The sequence below is a fragment of the Lawsonibacter hominis genome (genome assembly GCF_014287895.1).
Lineage (GTDB): Bacteria > Bacillota > Clostridia > Oscillospirales > Oscillospiraceae > Lawsonibacter_A > Lawsonibacter_A hominis.
Map to the genome: position 1 here is coordinate 16,059 of NZ_JACOPP010000007.1, position 19,352 is coordinate 35,410.

A 19,352-nucleotide genomic window follows, 5' to 3' on the forward strand; every position below is an offset into this window, starting at 1 on the left:
GTTAGAGTATACCGCGTTTCTGTCCCCGCGGCAAGAAAAAGGGGCGGGATTTACTGAAAATTCATAATTTTAAGGTTCGGTCGGCGCCGGGCGCGGCCCGGTGCGAGCCGGCCCGCCGGGACGGGAGCGGCCGCTCCTGCGCCCCGTCCGCTCATTCCTCCGCCGGCGCGGTCTTTCCGTAGTCCTCCACCAGCTTTTGGGCCGCCTTGAGGGCGTCCTCCCCCCGTTTGAGCTTCAGGGAGAGGTAGGGCTTCTCGCCGGCGGAGAACAGCAGCCGGCCCCCATAGCGTTCCTGCCCACACAGGGCAGATACCCGCTGCAGGTCGAACCGGGCCAGGTAAAGGTTCAGCCGGATGCCCTTCTGGTCGATCTGGCCGATGCCGTTCCGGGCGGCGGCGGCGCGCAGCAGAGCCACGGCGATGAGGTTATTGACCGTCCGGGGCGGGTCGCCGTAGCGGTCGATGAGCTCGTCGGTCACATCGTCGGCGTCTTCCTCGCTGCGGATGGCGGCAATGCGGCGGTACAGGTCCATCCGCTGTTCCGGAGAGGGGACGTACCGGTCGGGGATGGAGGCGGCCACGCTGAGGTCCGCGGCGCACTCGGTCTGCACGGGAACGGGCTCCCCGCGCTCCTCCAGCACCGCCTCCTCCAGCAGCTTGAGGTACATGTCATAGCCCACGCTGAGCAAAAAGCCGCTCTGCTCGGGGCCCAGGATGTTGCCCGCGCCGCGGATCTCCAGGTCCCGCATGGCGATCTTGAAGCCGGAACCGAATTGAGCAAACTCCCGGATGGCTCCCAGGCGCTTGGCGGCCACCTCGGAGAGGACCTTGCCCCGGCGGTAGGTCAAATAGGCGTACGCCCGGCGGGTGGAGCGCCCCACCCGGCCCCGGATCTGGTGGAGCTGGGCCAGCCCCATCCTGTCCGCGTCCTCGATGACCAGGGTGTTTACGTTGGAGATGTCGATGCCGGTCTCGATGATGGTGGTGCACACCAGCACGTCGATCTCTCCCTCGCTCATACGGCTCATGACGTCGTTGAGCTCCTCCTGGCTCATCTTCCCGTGGGCCACCGCCACCGCCGCATCCTCCCCCAGCAGCTGCTGAAGGCGGGCGGCGGTGCGCTCGATGGTCTCCACCCGGTTGTGGAGGTAGTAAGCCTGGCCGCCCCGCTCCAGCTCCCGGCGCAGGGCGTCGGAGAGCACGCCCCAGTCGTGCTCCAGCACATAGGTCTGCACCGGCTGCCGGTCCTGGGGCGGCTCCTCCAGGGTGGACATGTCCCGGATGCCGGAGAGCGCCATGTTCAGGGTGCGGGGAATGGGGGTGGCGGACAGGGTAAGCACGTCCACCTGCTTGGACAGCTCCTTGAGCTTCTCCTTGTGGGCCACGCCGAAGCGCTGCTCCTCGTCCACCACCAGCAGTCCGAGATCCTTCCACTCCACGTCCTTCTGGAACAGCCGGTGGGTGCCGATGAGCACGTCGATGCTCCCGTCCTTCACCCGGCGCAGGGTCTGCTTCATCTGGGCAGGCGTGCGAAAGCGGGAGACCACGTCGATCTCGACCGGATACTTGGCAAAACGCTGCTTGGCGGTCAAAAAGTGCTGGCGGGCCAGCACGGTGGTGGGGACCAGGATGGCGGCCTGCTTGCCGTCCAGCACGCACTTCATCACCGCCCGGAAGGCCACCTCGGTCTTGCCGTAGCCCACATCGCCGCAGAGGAGCCGGTCCATCGGCCGGGGGGTCTCCATATCCCGCTTGATCTCTTCGATGCAGCGCAGCTGGTCGTCGGTCTCGGCGTACTCGAACTCGTCCTCAAACTCCTTCATCCAGGGGGAGTCGGGGGAAAAGGCATACCCCGGCTGCCGCTGGCGCTGCGCGTAGAGCTGGATGAGCCCCTTCGCCAGGTCCTGCACCGCCTTGCGGGCCCGGCTCTTGGCCTTCTCCCAGTCGGTCCCCCCCAGCTTGGAGAGCTTGCGCGTTTCGTTGGCGTCCTCGCCGGAACCGATGTATTTGCTCACCAGGTCCAGCTGGGTGGCGGGGACGTAGAGCACGTCGGCCCCGGCGTAGACGATCTTCACGTAGTCCTTCTCCACGCCGTCCACCGTCATGCGGGTCATTTCCAAAAAGCGCCCCACGCCGTGGTGCTCGTGCACCACCAGGTCGCCGGGGGACAGGTCGGCGTAGGAGCCCAGCTTCTGCCGGTTGGTCACCGCCCTGGCCCCGCGCTTCTTCCTGCCCGGCAGGGCCTGCCCCTCCGTCAGCACCGCCAGATGGGCCCCGGGGTACTCCATCCCCGCGGTAAGGCCGCCCACGGCAATGACCGCCTTGCCGTACTCGGGCAGTGCATGCAGCTGGAAGTCCACGGCGGTCTTCCGGTTCTGCTCCCGCAGCAGGGTCTGCAGATTCAGGGCCCGCTGCTCGCTGCCCACCAGCACCACGATCCGAAATCCGTCGGACACGTAGTGGGCCAGGTCGGACACGGCGGTCTCCAGGCTGGCGCCGTAGGAGGGCAGCTGTTTGGCCAGCAGGCTGAGCAGGGTGCGGGGCCGTGCGGGGTACTGGGCGGAGGCAAAGGAGTCCAGATAGCAGACCGGCCATGCCTCCAGCTGCCGGCACAGCGCGTCGAAGCTCTGGGCGAACTCGGCCAGCTCCCCGGCCACCGTGCCGTTTTCCAGCAGGGTCTGGCTGTCCTGCTCCAGCTGCCACAGATAGTGTTTGGCCCGCTCGGCCACGCGGGGGCTCTCGCTGAAGAGCACCACCGCCTCCTCCGGCAGGTAGTCCGCCGCCGTGGCCACCCGGGGATAGATCAGCCCCAGATACCGGTCCAGTGCCGGAAACACGGCGTGGCCGGCCAGGCGCTCCCGGTCCTCCTCCAGCGTGCGCAGCAGGGCGTCGCTGCCGCCTTTGCGCCGCTTCACCCGGGCAATCAGGCCGTCCAGTTCCCCCAGCAGGCCGTCCCAGCCCCCCGGCGCGCACTGGGGCAGCACCTCGGCGGCGGGCAGGATCTCCGCCTGCCGGATGTTCTCGGTCCGCCGCTGGGTATTGGGGTCGAAGAGCCCCAGCGAATCCACCTCGTCCCCGAAAAACTCCGCCCGCACCGGGCGCTCCTGGGCGGGAGAAAAGAAGTCCAGAATCCCCCCGCGCAGGGCAAACTGCCCCACGCCCTCCACCTGCTCGCAGCGGGTGTATCCCGCCGCCGTCAGCGTCCCGGCCAGTTCGTTCAGGTCATGGCTCTCCCCCAGGCGCAGGGTCTGCGCGGCATGGATCAGCTGGCTTTTGGGCATGGTGCGCTGTAACAGGGCCTCCACCGTGCACACCAGCAGGGGGCATTCCCCCGCCGCCAGCGCGCGGAGCACGGAAAGGCGCCTGTGCTCCCACTGGCGGGAGGCCACGGCGGCGTTATGAAAGGTGAACTCCCGGGCGGACAGGGTGCGCACCCCTTCTCCGGAGAGCGCGGCCAGATCCCGCTCCAGCCGCTGGCACTCCCCCTCGTCGGCGCAGACCAGTACCACCGGCCGCCCCAGGGCCTGGCGCAGCCCAGCGGCAAAGTGGGCGCGATGAACGGCGGACAGGCCGTTCACCGCCGCCGGACAGGCGCCGTTGTCCACGGCGGCGCACAGCTGCCGGAATTCCGGGAGATCGTTGAGCGCGGCAAGCAGCGGCTTCATAGGGCCCTCCTAAATAGAAAATTTTGGAAGTCACAGGCGCAGCGCCCACTCAGCGACGGACGGCGGGCGCCCGGTGCGGCCGCCTGCGCCCCAGCAGGATGGGGCAAAAGCGATCCAGCAGCAGGATCAGCGGCGCCGGGATCAGAACCAGCCCCGCCAGGTGGACCGCCAGCAGGCCCCAGCCTGAGACGGGCGCGAGGCACTCCACAGCCCGCTGGGCCAGATTGGAACCAAGCCACCCCACGGCATAGTAGGCGGCGCTGTATTTCCCCAGAAAGCGCAGGCCTCGGGCCGCCGGAAGCGCCCGGCAGAGCAGGACACAAAACGCCGCGCCGCAGGCGCCCGCGGCGTAGCAGGTGAAAAACTCATTGAGGTAGCGCAGATTATAGTCGATCCGGGTGGGGCCCAGATTCCGGTTGAAGGCGGTAAACAGCAGGTTGGCCCCCAAACACACCAGGGCCAACCGTATCGTTTGTCCCGCGCTGCAGACAGAGGCGGGATGTCTCTCCAGCCAGTGCCGGGCCCGGCGGCCCAGGGCCAGATAGGGCAGCAGCAGCACCGCGGCGTCCACATGCCAGGGCAGTCTGGCCCCGCCCAGCCGGGCGTAGATCCACACCGCCCCCGCCGCCAGCAGCGCGGCGGGGAGCAGTCTGTTTTCCCTCCCCTCCAGAGCGCGCAGCAGCAGGGCAAACAGGCATTCCGCCGCAAAGAGGCCGGGGAAGAACCAGGCCCGCCCGGCCCAGGGGGTATCCGGCCACTGCAGGGCGATGCCCAGCAGTCCGTCCCAGTCGGGCCCGCCGCCCGCGGCAAGGGCCGCGGCGCTTTCCCAGCAGAAGAACGCCAGGTTATACGCCAGGTAGGGCATCAGGATCGGCAGCGCCTTATGGCGCAGGGTCGCCCCCACGCCGCCGGGGCGCAGGGAAAAAAACCAGCCGCTGAGCAGAAAAAACAGCGGCATGTGGAAGGAGTAGATCCAGGCGCTCGCCCACTCCGGCAGAAGGCGGGAGTGCCCCAGTCCTACCAGCAGCACGCCCAGCCCCTTGGCCGCGTCGGGCCAGGCCAGACGCGCGCCGCCCTGCTCAGCCATTGAAGCGGCTCATGGCCCGGTCCGCTCCCTCCCGCAGCAGGCACTCCACCGCGTCGGCACACCGCTTGACGGCCTGATCCATCGCCTTGGCGTCCTCCCCGGTGAATTTGGAGAGGACCCAGTCGGCCATGTCGTAATCCGGGTGGGGCTTGCCGCCCACCCCCACCTTGACCCGGGGGAAACCGTCCCCGCCCAGCTGAAGGATGATGTTTTTCAGGCCGTTGTGCCCCCCGGCGGAGCCGTTTTTCCGAATGCGCAGCCTGCCCACGGGCAGGGACACGTCGTCGGAGATCACCAGCACCCGCTCGGGCGGAATCTTGTAAAAATCCGCCGCCGGGCGCACCGCCTCGCCCGAGAGGTTCATATAGGTCACCGGCTTCATCAGCAGCACCCTGTGCCCGCCCACCTCCGCCGTATTGGTGAGGGCGCGGTATTTCAGCTTCTGTACGGGCACGCGGCAGCGCTCGGCCAGCTCGTCCACCACCCGAAAGCCCACGTTGTGACGGGTGAGCTCGTACTGCCCGCCGGGGTTTCCCAATCCCACCACAAGCCACTCCACACCGTTTTTGTTCTTGCCAAACAGCATCCTATTACCCCTTGATACGGATCTTCCTGAAACACAGCGGGCGCTGTGTTTCAGGAAGGTTGATTCGGACGGGTTTTGCGCCCGCCGGGCGCGCTCCCATTCCGCTCTGGGAGCGAAATGGGAGAATCGATCCAAAACGGGAAACGGCGGGGGCAAGCCCCCGCCCTCCCCGGTCGGTCTGTCTTTTGTCGGCTCTGCGCAGCGGCTCTGCAGCCGGGGAGCGCTCCCGGACGCCGCTTACACGAACAGCTTGGAGACGGAGATCTCCTCGTAGATGCGCTCGATGGCCTCGGCAAACATGTGGGCCACGGAGAGATACTTGATCTTATCACAATTTACGCCGGGACGGGCGGGAACGGTGTCGAGGAAGAACACTTCCTTGATCACGCTCTTTTCAATGCGCTCCACCGCGGGCCCGGAGAGCACGCCGTGGCTGGCGCAGGCCACCACCTCCGTGGCGCCGCCCAACTCCACCAGGGCCTGCGCCGCGCCGCACAGGGATCCGCCGGTGTCCACCATATCGTCAAAGAGGAGGACCTTTTTGCCCCGCACCTCGCCGATGATGTTCATGACCTCGGAGGAGTTGGCCTTCTGGCGGCGTTTATCCACGATGGCCAGTCCCATGCCCAGCTTCTGGGCGAAGGCCCGGGCCCGGGCCACGCTGCCCACGTCGGGAGAGACCACGATCACGTCGTCCTCCTGCCCGGCGTAGCGCTGGTGCAGGTAATTGGTAAACACGGGGTTGCCCAGCAGATTGTCCACGGGGATATCGAAAAAGCCCTGGATCTGATTGGCATGCAGGTCCATGGTCAGCACACGGTCGGCGCCGGCACGGGTGATGAGGTTGGCCACCAGCTTGGCGGAGATGGGGTCGCGGGGTTTGGTCTTGCGGTCCTGACGGGCGTAGCCGAAGTAGGGCATCACGGCGGTGATGCGCCCGGCGGAGGCCCGCTTCAGGGCGTCGATCATAATGAGCAGCTCCATCAGGTTGTCGTTGACGGGCGAGCAGGTGGACTGTACCACAAACACGTCGGAGCCGCGGACCGTCTCGTAGATGGAGACGAAGTTCTCCCCATCGGAAAAAGCCCCGACCTCGGCGTTGCCCAGTTCCATCCCCATCTCCTTGCAGATGGCCTCGGCCAGGGGCCGGTTGGAATTGCCGGAAAAGATTTTGATATCCTTGCCGTGTGCGATCATTTCTGACATCCTCTCCTTTTTGTTTCTCTTTATCATTTCCCGCTTCCGGGATCATTTCCTGCTCTTGCGGCGCTTGGCGGCCCACTGCTTCTTGACCACCTGCACGCTGCGGGCGATGGCCAGGGAGTCGGCGGGGACCTCGTTGGTGATGGTGCTCCCGGCGGCGGTGTAGGCGCCGTCGCCCACCTTTACGGGGGCCACCAGGTTGGTGTTGCAGCCGATAAAGGCGTCGTCCCCGATGGTGGTGCGGAACTTGGTGGCGCCGTCATAGTTGACGGTGACGGTGCCGCAGCCGAAGTTGACCCGCTGCCCCACGTCGGAATCGCCCACATAGGTGAGATGGGAGATCTTCGTGCCCGCGCCGATGTCGGAGTTCTTCAGCTCCACAAAGTCGCCCACCTTCACGTTGGCCCCCACATGACAGTTGGGCCGGATGTAGGCAAAGGGGCCGATCTTCACGCCGTCGTCCACCCGGCTCTCGTTGAGCTGGGATGCGTTCACCGTCACCCCGTCCCCGATGGTGCAGTCCCGGACCATGGAATTGGGGCCGATCTCGCAGTGTCGGCCGATGACGGTCTTCCCCCGCAAAATAGTGCCGGGCAGCAGCACGGTACCGTCCCCCACGGTGACCTGCGGGCCCACGTAAGTGTTGGCGGGGTCCACCACGATCACGCCGCGTCCGGTCGTCAGCGCCCGGTTCAGGGCGGATACGCCGTCGTGGTGGGCAAAGCTCTGGGCGCTGAGCCAGTCCATGCCCCGGCTCAGCGGCTGGATGCCCAGGAACTGCCCGTAGGGCTGGCCAAAGGCCTCCCCCTTCTCCCGCAAAACGGCGTCGAAGTCCGCCCCCGCGTCCAGCGCGTCTTTGAGCGCGGCGGAGTCCACCCGGAACACGCCGCAGCTCTCCCCCCGGGGCAGCGCCGCCCCGTCGTCCGCCAGATACGCGGCGGCGGCGGCGTTCAGATAGACCGGCTGGGTCACCACGGCCACCCGTCCCGTCAGGCCGGACAGGAATTCCGCCAGCCGCTCCCGTGCGTCGGTGGCGCCGGTGGTCACATAGCCCGTCCCCTCCGGGAAGCAGGCCTGGGCCGCCTGCCGGTCATCGTCGTGGCAGACCACTAAAAATTTCTCGAACCCCTCCGCGCGCAGCGCTTCGGCCATCCAGACCGCCGGCGGAGCGAACATCAGCTCCTCCAGCATCCAATTGAACCGGCCGTCCTCCCGGGGGAGAAACACGACCGCGCCCTTTCCTTCCATATGGCGCACCTCTCTTTTCCGTTTCATTATAGCAAAATGGTCTCAAAATTGCATCGACAAATTCAAAAAATCCACGTTTTTCCCGCACTTTATGTGCCTTGCACAATTTTGCCGCCGTTTCCCCCGCTTTTCTCGGATAAAACACGCCGGCGTGTCCGCTTGCGGCGGACAAACGCAGGCTCGGCGAAGACGCCCGCACCGTTCAGGCCAGCAGGATGCGCCGCAGGGCCAGCCGGCGCCAGATGTGGGTCACCTCGGCGGTGGCGCAGAGCTTATCCGCCAGATTGACGGTCAGCGCCTCCCGGCAGCGGGGACGGCGGCGGGCCATGGGCCACATGTGGGAGAGGATGATGTTCTCCTCCTTGGAGGAAAGCCCGCCGCACAGCTTGACGGCGTTGCGCAGGGCGGCCGCCGGATGGGCGAAGCACTGGCGGTAGGACCTGAGGCTGCGGGGATCGTAGAGGTACAGGTCGTGCAGCAGCCCGGCCCGGGCGGCAGCGCGGTAGTCCAGCCCCCACTTCCGGGCCAGGCGGAAGGCGGTATAGGAGACGAAGACCGAGTGCTCATAGCAGGACACGCCGGGGTGATGGCGGATGCCCTGCATAGCGCGCACCGCGGGGGTCTCCAGCAGGTCCTCCACCTGCTCCAGATAGCAGTTCCAGTTGGTCTTGTCCCAATAGGTCATGACGCGGGCTTCCTTTCTTGGTTTCGGCACCTTTGATTATACGCGCCCGCGCGGCATTTGTCATCGGGAAAAAGGGAGTTCGACTGAAAAGTGTTATAATTTCTTAAACATTTCCGCCCGGCCCTTGTATATACTAGCTGTACTAACACGCTTCATACACCCGGGGCGCCCCTGCCCCGGCGGAAAGGAGACGGGCGCATGATCTCTCTCAATTACCGGGATGCCCGGCCCATCTACGAACAGGTCAAGGACGGCCTGCGGCATCTGGTGGTCACGGGGGCCATCCAGACCGGGGACCGGCTTCCCTCGGTCCGGGCGCTGGCCTCTTCCCTGGCCATCAATCCCAACACCATCCAGCGGGCCTACGAGTCGCTGGAGGCGGAGGGCTATCTCTACACCGTGGCGGGCAAGGGCTCCTTCGCCGCTCCCCAGGACGGAGTAAACCGGGTGCGGCGGGATGCCCTGCTGGGCCAGTTCGACAGCTCTGCGGCAGAGCTTTTATTCCTGGGCATGACGGCGGAGGAGCTGACCCTGCGGCTGCGGGACGCGGCCCTGCGTCAGGCGCGGCGAGAGGAGGCGGGACAATGATCCAGGTAAAAGACGTGGTAAAGACCTTCGACGGCTTCCGGGCCCTGGATGGGCTGACCATGACGGTGCCCAGCGGCTCCATTTACGGGCTGGTGGGGCCCAACGGCGCGGGCAAGTCCACCATACTCCGCCATATCAACGGGGTCTACCGCCAGGATTCCGGCGAAGTGCTGGTGGACGGCGCGCCGGTGTACGAAAACCCGGCGGTCAAGGCCCGCCTGGCCAGCATCCCCGACGAGCTGTACTACTTCCTCTCCGCCTCCACACGGGACATGATGCGCTTTTTCCGGGGCTTCTATCCCCGCTTTGACCAGGCCCGGTATCAGGCGCTCAAGGACGTGTTCACCACCGTGGACGAGCGCCAGTCCATCCGCCGCCTTTCCAAGGGCATGCAGAAGCAGAGCGCCTTCTGGCTGGCGCTGTGCTGCCGGCCGGACGTGCTGGTGCTGGACGAACCGGTGGACGGCCTGGACCCGGTGATGCGGCGGCAGGTGTGGAGCCTTTTGATGGGAGACGTGGCCGAGCACGGCACCACGGTGCTGGTCTCTTCCCACAACCTGCGGGAGCTGGAGGACGTATGCGACCACGTGGGTATTCTCTCCCGGGGAAAGGTGCTCATCGAACGCAGCCTCAGCGACCTTCAGGAAAACGTGGTCAAGATGCAGGTGGTCTTCCAGGAAAAGCAGCTGCCCCAGCTCCCGGCGGACCTGGAGATCCTCAACATCTCCCAGGTGGGCCGCATCCACACCCTGATCGTCCGGGGCAACGCCACCGAGGTCACCAACCGCCTGGCGGCGTATGCCCCCATCCTCATGGAGGCCCTGCCCCTGACCCTGGAGGAGATCTTTATTTACGAGCTGGGAGGTGAGGACTATGCGGTCCGCGACATCGTGCTTTAATCTCACCCTCTATCAAAAAAACCTGTCCCGCTTTTGGCCCATCTGGGCGCTGTACGGCCTGATCTGGCTGTTCCTGCTGCCCATTTCCATCCTCAACGAGAGCCGCTGGTGGGACAGCGCCAGAGCCGCTCAGCGCCCCCTGCAGTTTCTGGAGGGCGGCAGCGCCGGTCTGGCCATGGCCCTGATCTTCGGGCTGCTCTCGGCCATGGCGGTGTTTTCATACCTCTATAACAGCCGCTCGGTAGGACTGATGCATACCCTGCCCCTGAAGCGGGAGGGGCTGTTCTTGACCAACTACCTCTCCGGGCTCTCCTGCTTCCTGCTGCCCAATCTGGCGGTCTTTGTGCTCTCCCTGGCCGCCGAAGCCCTGGCGGGGGCGGTGAATGCGGGCAGTCTGTGCATGTGGCTGACGGTACAAAGCCTTCTGTGCTTCTTTTTCTACTCCTTCGCGGTATTCTGCGCCATGTTTACCGGCCACATCCTGGCCCTGCCCGCCTTTTACGGCATCCTGAACATTCTGGCAGCCGGGCTGGCGTACCTCTTTGACGCTCTGGCCGGGGCATTCGTCTACGGCTACGCGGGCATCCCCAGGCTGAGCGAGGCCGCCGTCTGGCTCTCCCCCGCCCTGCGCCTGACCTACACGCTAAATCTGATCTATCCGGGCGGCAACGGGGTGTACGTCCAGTTCTACGGACTGCACGTGGTGCTGCTCTATGCCCTGGCGGGGCTGATCCTGACCGGGCTGGCCCTGCTGGTCTACCGGCGCCGCTCGCTGGAGCGCGCCGGAGACATCGTCAGTGTGGGCTGGGTGCGCCCCGTCTTCAAGTACGGCGTGGGCGCCTGCGCCGCCGTGGCTCTGGGCTCTTTCCTGTACGGGAGGATGTTTCTCTACAGTCTGCCCGAGAACGCCTGGACCCTGCTGTCGTTCCTCCTTCTGTGCGGCGCGGCGGGCTATTTCGTGGCCGAAATGCTGCTGCGCAAGCGGTTTTGGGTCTTCCGGCGGAGCTGGAAGGGCTGTCTGGTCCTGCTGGGCTGCCTGACCGCGCTGGTCTGTGTGCTGGAATTCGACCTGACCGGCTTCGAGCGCCGGGTGCCCGGCTCGGACCAGGTGGCCTCGGTCCAGATCGGAGACGTGCGCTCCGCCCCCTACGACGACCTCAACTATACCTCTTTGAATCTGAGCGACCCGGCCGATCTGGCGCTGGTGGAGCAGCTGCACCGGGCCATTGTGGCGGAAAAGGACCGGTTTGACCAGGCGGACGATTACGGCGCGGTCCAGCTGACCGACGGGCTGTATGTGGAGACCAGCAGCTCGGTCTCCGTCTGGCTGGATTATACCCTGAACACCGGCGGGCGCGTCCTCCGGCGCTACTCCTTGCCGGTCACCGCGGCCGACCTGACCGATCCCTCCTCCGCCGCCAGCCTGCTTACCCGGCTGCTCAACGACCGCACGCAGGTGGAACAGGGCTATTTCCCCCGCTGGAGCGGGAACGCCCGGCTGGTGGACGCCTGGGTCTCCAATCTGCAAAATCCCCAGCCCGGGAGCGACGCCTCCGAGGCCTCCTACGCGGACGTCTACGTGGACAGCGCCGCCCTGGAGGAGCTATTGACCGCGGTGCGCAGCGACCTGGCCGCCGGGCGCCTCGGGGTGCGCTACCTGTTGGACGACCAGGCGCGGCAGGAGAACTGCTACCTCAGCGACCTGTATCTGGACTTCCGGACCCCCGCCGCCCGGAACGCGGCGCAAAACAGCACGGACGAACCCGGCGCGGAGACGGCGTACGAAGGCAACGTCGTCTGCATCACGCTTCAAAAGAGCGCCGCGGAAACTCTGGCCGTGCTGGAGAAATACGGCGTCGTGGGCGGCGCCTCCCAGCTGGTCACTCACGCGGAGCTCTCCCGGATGGAGGCGGCCGGGGCGGCTTCTGACGGCGGCGGTGAGTATACCGTGTCTCTGCCCGCCAACTGAGCGGCTCCGCCGCGTCCCCGGAAGCGGAGCGCGTCCGGCCCTTTGGCCGGACGCGCTTTTGCCCCGAATTGTTAAAGTTTTAACTTAAAATCCCCAAAACGGCCCGAAAAACTCTTCCTCTTGGAGTTGATTTTTGTGTGAGGCAGGCGTATAATCAGGCCGAAGGGTATTTCCAGCACGGGAAGAATATAAATTTTTGGAGGTCTTCGTACATGAAAGAAGTCTACGTAGTCAACTGCTGCCGTACGGCAGTGGGGTCTTTCGGGGGCAGCCTGAAGGACGTGCCCGCCACCGATCTGGGCGCGGCAGTCGTCAAGGAAGTGCTGAGCCGCGGCGGCGTGAAGCCCGAGCAGGTGGACGAGCTGATGTTCGGCTGCATCCTCACCGCCGCGCAGGGCCAGAACCCTGCCCGTCAGGTGGGCGTTAAGGCCGGTCTGCCCTATTCCGTGCCCGCCTACACCGTCGGCATGGTGTGCGGCTCCGGCATGAAGAGCGTGATCGAGGGCGCCCGCGCCATCCTGGCCGGGGACGCTGAGATCATCGTGGCCGGCGGCACCGAGAACATGTCCGCCGCCCCCTACGCCCTGCCCGCCGAGCGCTGGGGCGCCCGCATGGGCGACAAGAAGGTCGTGGACACCATGATCAAGGACGGCCTGTGGGATGCTTACAACAACTACCACATGGGCACCACCGCCGAGAACATCTGCGACATCTGGGGCATTACCCGGGAGGAGCTGGACGCCTTTGCCGCCAGCTCCCAGCAGAAGACCGAGGCCGCCCAGAAGGCCGGCAAGTTTGACGACGAGATCGTGCCCGTCCTGGTCAAGAAGAAGAAGGAACTGGTGGAGTTCAAGGTGGACGAGTTCCCCAAGGCCGGCGTGACCTGCGAGAGCATCGCCAAGCTGCGGGGCGCCTTCCCCGTGGGGCCCGAGGGCGTGGAGGACGAGGTGGTGCACACCTTCGAGGTCACCCAGATCCATGAGGCCGATACCAAAAAGCACGTCCAGCGCGTGACCGCCGCCAACGCCTCCGGCATCAACGACGGCGCCGCCGCCATCCTGCTGGCCAGCGGCGAGGCTGTTGAGAAGTACGGCCTGAAGCCCATGGCCAAGCTGGTCGGCTGGGGCCAGGGCGGCGTGGATCCCAAGATCATGGGCGTGGGCCCCGTGCCCGCCTCCCGCAACGCCATGTCCAAGGCCGGCGTGACCATTGAGGACATCGACCTGGTGGAGGCCAACGAGGCCTTTGCCGCCCAGTCCATCGCCGTGGCCCGCGAGCTGAACTTCGACATGAGCCGCGTCAACGTCAACGGCGGCGCCATCTCCATCGGCCACCCCGTGGGCGCTTCCGGCGCGCGCATCATCGTCACGCTGCTGCATGAGATGGCCAAGCGCGGCGACGCCAAGCGCGGCCTGGCCACCCTGTGCATCGGCGGCGGCATGGGCGTTGCCACCATTTTCGAAAAGTGCTAAATGAAACTCAGCGCTGTGCCGGAACGGGGACGGGAACAGACCGCCCCCGCTCCGGCATACGGCAAAACTCCCATTCTTCATTTTAGGAGGGCAATATCGTGCGCAATAAAGTAATTTCTGTTGCGGAGGCCGTGGCCATGATCCCCGATGGGGCCACCATCATGTGCGGCGGTTTCCTGGGCTGCGGCAGCGCCCATCACATTATCGAGGCCCTGGCAGAGAAGGGCACCAAGGACCTGACCCTCATCGGCAACGACTGCGGTATGGCGACCGGCCCCAACGGCGAGGAATTCTACGGCATGGCCAAGCTGGTCCACAATCACCAGGTCAAGCACGTCATCGCCACCCACGTGGGCATGACCCCCGACGTGGGCACCCAGGGCATGGTGGATAAGACGCTGCAGGTGGACCTGATCCCCCAGGGCACCCTGGCGGAAATGATCCGCGCCGGCGGCGCCGGCCTGGGCGGCGTACTCACCCCCACCGGCGTGGGCACGATCGTGGAGGATTCCCCCTACTGCCTGGGCAAGCAGACCATCGACGGCAAGGAGTACCTGCTCATGAAGCCCATCCGTGCCGACTTTGCCCTGATCAACGGCCACATTGTGGATCAGTTCGGCAACATCTGGTATAAGGGCACCACCCGGAACTTCAACATCGTTATGGCCACCGCCGCCGACGTGGTCATTGCCGAAGGCGATAACCTGGTGGAGATCGGCGATATCGAGCCCGAGAACGTGGTCACCTCCGGTGCCTTTGTCAATTACATCGTGGATGGAGGGAAAGCATAATGGATAAGTCTGAGATCAAGGGCTTTATCGCCAAGCGCGTCGCCCAGGAGCTGAAGGACGGCGACGTGGTCAACCTGGGCATCGGCCTGCCCACGCTGGTCCCCGCCTACCTGCCCGAGGGCGTCCACGTGATCCTTCAGTCCGAGAACGGCATCATCGGCACCGGCCCCAAGCCCACCCCCGAGGAGGCCGAGCCCCGCTATAAGACGGACGCCGGCGGACAGCCCGCCCAGGCCGCCAATTTCGGCTGCTACATCGACTCCGCCACTTCCTTCGGCTTTATCCGCGGCGGCCACGTCAACGCCACCATTCTGGGCGGCCTGGAGGTGGACGAGGAGGGTTCCCTGTCCAACTGGATCATCCCCGGCAAGAAGATGCCCGGCATGGGCGGCGCCATGGATCTGCTGGTGGGTGCCAAGGAAGTCATCGTGGCCATGGAGCACACCGCCAAGGGCAATCCCAAGATCCTGAAGAAATGCCGTCTGCCCTATACCGCGGTGCACTGCATCACCAAGATCATCACCGAGATGTGCGTGATCAACGTCACCGACAAGGGCCTGGAGCTGGTGGAGATCAACCCTGAATTCACCGTCGAGCAGGTGCAGGCCGCTACCGAGGCTACCCTGATCGTCTCCCCCGATCTCAAGCCCATGTGCTGAACCCCAAAAGAAGTCAAACGGGTCTGCGGCTATGCCGCAGACCCGTTTTTCTGCTCTTTCCCTTCTATCCGCATCAAAAATGCTTCATTACGTCCGGATCCCGTTCTTTACAGGCTGCCGAAAGCGGCAGTATAGTAGGCCTTGACCAAGACAGCTGCCGCCAGCGAAAGGAGGCTCTGCATCAGGGGCGGGAAAATCCGGCACAGTCTACCAGATGAAAGAGAGGGAGCAGAATGTCAGCTTTAACTGCACGCGGAAAAAACGTTAAATACTATATCTGTGTCGCTATTTCGCTATGCTTTATTTTCCTGTTTGGAAAATTGGTCCAGCCCTTTGCCGGCATTACGCCGGTGGGCATCAGCATCCTGGGTATTTTCTTTGGGGTGCTGATCGCCACCATCGTCACCGGAGAGACCTTCTGGCCCGCCCTGCTGGGCCTGTTCGGCATGATCGTCTGCGACTTTACCACTGCGGGCGACCTGCTGAAGACCTGGTTCGGCAATACCACCATTCAGCAGATCATCTGGGTCATGGCGCTGACCGGGGCCGTGACGGAATCCGGCGCGGTCAACGTGCTGGCCCGCAAGGTCCTCAAGATCCGGGCGCTGAAGGGGCATCCCATGCGTCTCATCACCGCGCTTTTCCTGACTGTTTTAGTCTGCGCCGCATTGGTCAGCAGCCCCACGACCATGCTCCTGCTGTGGTATCCGATCCTGGACGGCATCTGTGAGATGTGCGGGGTGGAGAAGAACAGCGACCTGAAGCGGGAGCTGCTGCTGGGCATCTACATCGCAGCCATGGGGGCCTATGTACTGCCCTTCAAGGGCGTGCACCTCTCCTCCATCGCCATCATCAGCGGCATTATGGAGAGCAGCGGGCTGCCCTTCAACAATATGGCCTACCTGGTCGTGGCCACGCTGGTGGTGCTGGCCTTCGTGCTGGTCTACACGCTGTTCATCCGCTTTGTCTGGAAGACCGACCTGACCCCGCTGAAGGAGTTCGACGTGGACAAGATGGGGCTGACCGAGGCCGACCTGAAGATGACCGGCAAGCAGAAGACTCTCTTCGGCTTCATGCTGTTCGGCATCGTGTTCCTGCTGCTGGGCATGGCTCTGCCCAAGGGCAGCGCCGTCTATGATTTTTACAACAAGATCGGCTCCACCTGGGTCTGGATCGTTCTCTTCGCGGTCCTGTGCCTGATGCGGGACCGGGAGGGCAAGCCCTTCATCAACGGCGTCAAGCTGCTTCAGTCCAAGACCATGTGGGGGATCGTGGCCGTGGCCGGCTGCTTTACCATCTGCGGCTCCGCCATCGCCTCCGATGATCTGGGTATCAAGGCCGCCATCGCTACGGTTCTGGGGCCCATTCTGGGCAATGCCAGCTGGCCCATCATGGTCATTCTCTGTGTGGCCGTATCCACCATCTTCACCAACTTTACCAACGGTATGCCCGTCAGCTTCACCATCAACGCCATCTGCATCCCTCTGGCCTGTACCATGCAGATGGAGGGCCGCGGCAACGCCACCATCCTGGGCGTGGCCACCATCCTGGCCAGCATGTGCGCCTTCCTGACCAACGGAGCCATTGCTTATGCCCCCATCCTGCTGGGCCGGGAGGAAATGACCTCCAAATTTATCTTTACCAAGGGCGTTGTGACCAACATCCTCTTTATCGTACTGGCCAGCCTGATCTGTATCGTAGGCGGCTACGTGGTCTGACCAAACTACCAGCAAGGGAGAAAATTCTACTATGACGAACAAGACTTATCTGGAGCCCGCAGCCGAGCTGCCGGTCCAGGAGGAATGCGACATCCTGGTGGTCGGCGGCGGCGCGGCCGGCCACTCCGCCGCCATTGCCGCCGCCCGGGCAGGGGCCAAAAACATCATCCTGCTGGAGCGCTACGGCTATATGGGCGGCGATGTGACCGGCGGCTATGTGATCATGGTCCCCAACCTCTCCTGGTATGACAAATCCTTTGTCCGCGGCCTTCAGGAGGAGTGGTTTACCCGCCTGAGCAAGATCCCCGGCGCGGTGACCGCCCCCGGACTGGACCAGGTGGGCTGCACCGACCCGGCCCTGCTTCATCCCTGGCGCGCCTTCCACGACTGCGTCAGCCGGGACGGCTACGGCGGCTGCAAGCCGTCCTGCCTGGTGCGTTCCGTCTACTTTGAGCCCAATCAGCTGAAGATCGAGATGGACAAAATGCTTCTGGAGCACAAGGACGCCATCCGGGTCATGTGCCACAGCATGGGCGTGCGCCCCATTCTGGAAGGCGGCCGGGTCAAGGGTGTGGTCTACGAGAGCAAGGAGGGCCGCAAGGCGATCCTTGCCAAGATCGTGATCGACGCCACCGGCGACGGCGACCTGTACTCCCGGGCCGGCGCCCCCTGCCAGAGCATGGCCGACCAGGTGACCCGCGCCAACACCACCGCCCTGGTGTGGCGGATCGGCGGCATCAACTGGGACCTGTTCTACCAGTGGCGCAGCACCCACCCGGACGAGATGGCCGCCCTGCGCCTGGGTCTGACCCGGGTGGCCGGGTTCCGCTGCCTGCCCATGCCCAGCAACCAAAACGACATCTGTTGGGTCAACAGCTGGCACGCCAACCGGGACTGCTCGCAGGTCAAGGATCAGACGGAGACCGAGATGAACACCCGCAGCACCATGCGGGACGTACTGGACTATTTGCGCCAGGCCGTGCCCGTGGCCTTCCGCAACGCGTACCTCTACGATATCGCGCCTCAGCTGGGCACCCGCATCAGCCGCCGCCTGGTGGGCGAGTACGTGATGAGCACCGCCGATTTTGCCTACGCCATCCAACACGACGACGTGATCGCCTGGCACTCCACCATATGCCAGGTCAACGACTGCGGCCCGGTCGAGATCCCCTACCGGGCCATCCTGCCTCAGGGGGTGGAAAACCTGCTCTGTCCCGGCCGCCACCTGTCTGCCGACGGCATCGCCATCGACTGGCTGGATCTGATCCCGCAGTGTGTGGGCACCGGACAGGCCGCCGGCGTGGCCGCCGCCGTGGCGGTCGCCGACGGCTCCACCGCCCACGGGGTGGATATCCGCAAGGTGCAGGATATCCTGGTGGACCAGGACGTGCCCCTGCCCCGCAACGCCAAGTTTGAGGCCAAGGACCCCTCCTACCGGGAATGTGTGCAGGCCCATCAGTACGGCCTGTACACCGATAAGGCCAAGCTGGCCCGGGAACAGCGGGAAAAGGGCCAGCGCCTGGACCTGGACTTTCAGGAAAAATTCAATGAACCGCCCAAGCACTGAGCCGCCGGAGCAGGCTGCGCAGCCCGTCCCTTCGCAGCAACCCGTGCTGCCGCTGGACTTCTGCCGCTCCCTGGTGGACGCGCCCGGCTGTCTCCGCGACGGCGTCTGCAACGAGTGCGGACGGTGCGAGCACTGAACCCGAAGCGGGGCCGTACCGGAACGCGCCGCCTTTGGCCGGCCGGTAACGCCGTCTCTCATACAAAAGGCCGGAGCATTGCCCTTCCAAGGCAATGCTCCGGCCTTTTGTATGGAAGGCGCCCGCTCCAGCTCCTGTCCCGCGGCGTTCGCCCGCGCCGCTCGTGCCGCAGACGCTAGGATTGCCGGGTCTGCTGCCGCATAAAGGTAAGAAAGGGCTCCATCGCGCTCTGCTGATAAAGTCCGCGGCTCCATACCAGCCGGTTCGTGCTGGGGTGGAAAAAGTCCAGAGGCACCTGCCTTACCTCCTCCCACGTCGCCATCATATCCAGCGGCAGGATCGGATAGAGCTTCCCCTGCCGGGTCAGTTCCTTCAGCAGCATCTGGTCCGACGTCCGGATCACCACGCTCAATTCCCTGCCCAGCGCCTGAAAGCAGGTCTTCAGCGTGGCCTCGATGGGCATGGGAGCGTTGAAAAAGCCCAGCGGCAGATCCAGAATATCCGCGATGCTGACGCTCGTCTTTTGGGCCAGGGGGTCCGCCGCCGCCACCCCCAGCATGATGGGATTCGGATAGAGCTCCAGCGCGTCAAACTCCACCGGGTCCGGCCGCACCGGTGTAAAAAAGGCGTCCAGGCGCCCATTCAGCAGCATGCGCCAGGCGTCATAGGCGCTGTATTCCTCAATATACAGGCGGATCTGAGGATAGCGGCACTGGAATTCCTCCAGGTAGGTATGGTAGATGCAGTAGGCATTGGTGGGCGTAACGCCCAGCCGCAGCAGCCGTGTCTGCTCCTGAGTGCGCAGCCGGCCGATCCGCCCCTTGGCGGTGGCGTAGCTGGCCGTAAACGTCTCGAACAGCTGGGCCAGGATGGTTCCGCTCTCCGTCAGGGCAACGCCGTTTTTGGAGCGTGTAAAGATCTGGGTCCCGAACTCCTCTTCCAGCTCGGCAATGGCGCGGGAGACCACGGAGCGGGAAATAAACAGCGCCTCCGCCGCAGCGGAGATATTCCCCTTGGCACAGACCGTCTGGAAATACTCGATCTGCTTCAGCGTCATATCCGCACCCGCCCCTTTGCCCG

Annotated in this window: 16 protein-coding genes; 9 read left to right on the forward strand and 7 right to left on the reverse strand. The window is 64.8% G+C overall.

Annotated elements, in window-relative coordinates; genetic code table 11:
* Nucleotides 1-151: 151 nt before the first annotated feature.
* The 6 genes from mfd to H8S57_RS06910 all read right to left on the reverse strand — a co-directional run bounded on the left by mfd (nt 152) and on the right by H8S57_RS06910 (nt 8,473).
* Nucleotides 152-3,664, reverse strand: coding sequence for a transcription-repair coupling factor (mfd, locus tag H8S57_RS06885; protein ID WP_186907349.1), 3,513 nt, complete (start codon nt 3,662-3,664; stop codon nt 152-154).
* 49 nt (nt 3,665-3,713) lie between these two features.
* Nucleotides 3,714-4,751 carry an acyltransferase family protein gene (locus tag H8S57_RS17085; protein ID WP_207723728.1) on the reverse strand — a complete coding sequence of 346 codons (1,038 nt, stop codon included), beginning with the start codon at nt 4,749-4,751 and terminating at the stop codon, nt 3,714-3,716.
* Nucleotides 4,744-5,337 carry an aminoacyl-tRNA hydrolase gene (gene pth / locus H8S57_RS06895; protein ID WP_186907350.1) on the reverse strand — a complete coding sequence of 198 codons (594 nt, stop codon included), beginning with the start codon at nt 5,335-5,337 and terminating at the stop codon, nt 4,744-4,746. Before pth ends, H8S57_RS17085 begins: the two co-directional genes overlap by 8 nt.
* Before the next feature lie 237 nt (nt 5,338-5,574).
* The gene (locus H8S57_RS06900; RefSeq protein WP_186907351.1) at nt 5,575-6,534 is read right to left on the reverse strand and encodes a ribose-phosphate pyrophosphokinase; all 960 of its coding nucleotides are present in this window, start codon (nt 6,532-6,534) and stop codon (nt 5,575-5,577) included.
* Nucleotides 6,535-6,585: 51 nt separating this feature from the next.
* Nucleotides 6,586-7,815, reverse strand: coding sequence for a DapH/DapD/GlmU-related protein (locus tag H8S57_RS06905; RefSeq protein WP_243204735.1), 1,230 nt, complete (start codon nt 7,813-7,815; stop codon nt 6,586-6,588).
* 175 nt (nt 7,816-7,990) lie between these two features.
* Nucleotides 7,991-8,473 (reverse strand): HD domain-containing protein, encoded by a 483-nt coding sequence (locus H8S57_RS06910; RefSeq protein WP_186907352.1) that lies wholly within the window; start codon nt 8,471-8,473, stop codon nt 7,991-7,993.
* 198 nt (nt 8,474-8,671) lie between these two features.
* On the opposite strand from H8S57_RS06910, the gene H8S57_RS06915 reads away from it, so the two are divergent.
* The 9 genes from H8S57_RS06915 to H8S57_RS06955 all read left to right on the forward strand — a co-directional run bounded on the left by H8S57_RS06915 (nt 8,672) and on the right by H8S57_RS06955 (nt 18,272).
* Nucleotides 8,672-9,061, forward strand: coding sequence for a GntR family transcriptional regulator (locus tag H8S57_RS06915; protein WP_186907353.1), 390 nt, complete (start codon nt 8,672-8,674; stop codon nt 9,059-9,061).
* The gene (locus H8S57_RS06920; RefSeq protein ID WP_186907354.1) at nt 9,058-9,960 is read left to right on the forward strand and encodes an ABC transporter ATP-binding protein; all 903 of its coding nucleotides are present in this window, start codon (nt 9,058-9,060) and stop codon (nt 9,958-9,960) included. The genes H8S57_RS06915 and H8S57_RS06920 overlap by 4 nt, the downstream gene beginning before the upstream one ends.
* The gene (locus H8S57_RS06925) at nt 9,935-11,929 is read left to right on the forward strand and encodes an ABC transporter permease (RefSeq protein WP_186907355.1); all 1,995 of its coding nucleotides are present in this window, start codon (nt 9,935-9,937) and stop codon (nt 11,927-11,929) included. Before H8S57_RS06920 ends, H8S57_RS06925 begins: the two co-directional genes overlap by 26 nt.
* Before the next feature lie 212 nt (nt 11,930-12,141).
* Nucleotides 12,142-13,401, forward strand: a complete 1,260-nt coding sequence (locus tag H8S57_RS06930; protein WP_186907356.1) for an acetyl-CoA C-acetyltransferase — start codon at nt 12,142-12,144, stop codon at nt 13,399-13,401.
* 98 nt (nt 13,402-13,499) lie between these two features.
* Nucleotides 13,500-14,192 (forward strand): CoA transferase subunit A, encoded by a 693-nt coding sequence (locus H8S57_RS06935; protein ID WP_186907357.1) that lies wholly within the window; start codon nt 13,500-13,502, stop codon nt 14,190-14,192.
* Nucleotides 14,192-14,851 carry a 3-oxoacid CoA-transferase subunit B gene (locus tag H8S57_RS06940; RefSeq protein ID WP_186907358.1) on the forward strand — a complete coding sequence of 220 codons (660 nt, stop codon included), beginning with the start codon at nt 14,192-14,194 and terminating at the stop codon, nt 14,849-14,851. Before H8S57_RS06935 ends, H8S57_RS06940 begins: the two co-directional genes overlap by 1 nt.
* A gap of 320 nt (nt 14,852-15,171) precedes the next feature.
* Complete coding sequence (locus H8S57_RS06945) at nt 15,172-16,569, forward strand: SLC13 family permease (protein ID WP_207723729.1); 1,398 nt, start codon at nt 15,172-15,174, stop codon at nt 16,567-16,569.
* A 31-nt stretch (nt 16,570-16,600) separates the two neighbouring features.
* Entirely contained in the window at nt 16,601-18,136 is a 1,536-nt protein-coding gene (locus H8S57_RS06950; protein ID WP_186907360.1) for an FAD-dependent oxidoreductase, read from the forward strand.
* Nucleotides 18,117-18,272: a hypothetical protein gene (locus H8S57_RS06955; protein ID WP_186907361.1), complete on the forward strand. Its 156-nt coding sequence runs from the start codon at nt 18,117-18,119 to the stop codon at nt 18,270-18,272. The genes H8S57_RS06950 and H8S57_RS06955 overlap by 20 nt, the downstream gene beginning before the upstream one ends.
* 175 nt (nt 18,273-18,447) lie before the next feature.
* On the opposite strand, the gene H8S57_RS06960 is transcribed toward H8S57_RS06955, so the two are convergent.
* Nucleotides 18,448-19,329, reverse strand: a complete 882-nt coding sequence (locus H8S57_RS06960) for a LysR family transcriptional regulator (RefSeq protein WP_186907362.1) — start codon at nt 19,327-19,329, stop codon at nt 18,448-18,450.
* Nucleotides 19,330-19,352 lie beyond the last annotated feature (23 nt).

Coding starts and splice junctions, on each gene's coding strand:
- H8S57_RS06940 (WP_186907358.1), top strand. CDS start 14,192: ATGGATAAGTCTGAGATCAAGGGCTTTATCGCCAAGCGCGTCGCCCAG.
- H8S57_RS06910 (WP_186907352.1), bottom strand. CDS start 8,473: ATGACCTATTGGGACAAGACCAACTGGAACTGCTATCTGGAGCAGGTG.
- H8S57_RS06915 (WP_186907353.1), top strand. CDS start 8,672: ATGATCTCTCTCAATTACCGGGATGCCCGGCCCATCTACGAACAGGTC.
- H8S57_RS17085 (WP_207723728.1), bottom strand. CDS start 4,751: ATGGCTGAGCAGGGCGGCGCGCGTCTGGCCTGGCCCGACGCGGCCAAG.
- H8S57_RS06925 (WP_186907355.1), top strand. CDS start 9,935: ATGCGGTCCGCGACATCGTGCTTTAATCTCACCCTCTATCAAAAAAAC.
- H8S57_RS06955 (WP_186907361.1), top strand. CDS start 18,117: ATGAACCGCCCAAGCACTGAGCCGCCGGAGCAGGCTGCGCAGCCCGTC.
- mfd (WP_186907349.1), bottom strand. CDS start 3,664: ATGAAGCCGCTGCTTGCCGCGCTCAACGATCTCCCGGAATTCCGGCAG.
- H8S57_RS06930 (WP_186907356.1), top strand. CDS start 12,142: ATGAAAGAAGTCTACGTAGTCAACTGCTGCCGTACGGCAGTGGGGTCT.
- H8S57_RS06950 (WP_186907360.1), top strand. CDS start 16,601: ATGACGAACAAGACTTATCTGGAGCCCGCAGCCGAGCTGCCGGTCCAG.
- pth (WP_186907350.1), bottom strand. CDS start 5,337: ATGCTGTTTGGCAAGAACAAAAACGGTGTGGAGTGGCTTGTGGTGGGA.
- H8S57_RS06900 (WP_186907351.1), bottom strand. CDS start 6,534: ATGATCGCACACGGCAAGGATATCAAAATCTTTTCCGGCAATTCCAAC.
- H8S57_RS06920 (WP_186907354.1), top strand. CDS start 9,058: ATGATCCAGGTAAAAGACGTGGTAAAGACCTTCGACGGCTTCCGGGCC.
- H8S57_RS06960 (WP_186907362.1), bottom strand. CDS start 19,329: ATGACGCTGAAGCAGATCGAGTATTTCCAGACGGTCTGTGCCAAGGGG.
- H8S57_RS06905 (WP_243204735.1), bottom strand. CDS start 7,815: ATGAAACGGAAAAGAGAGGTGCGCCATATGGAAGGAAAGGGCGCGGTC.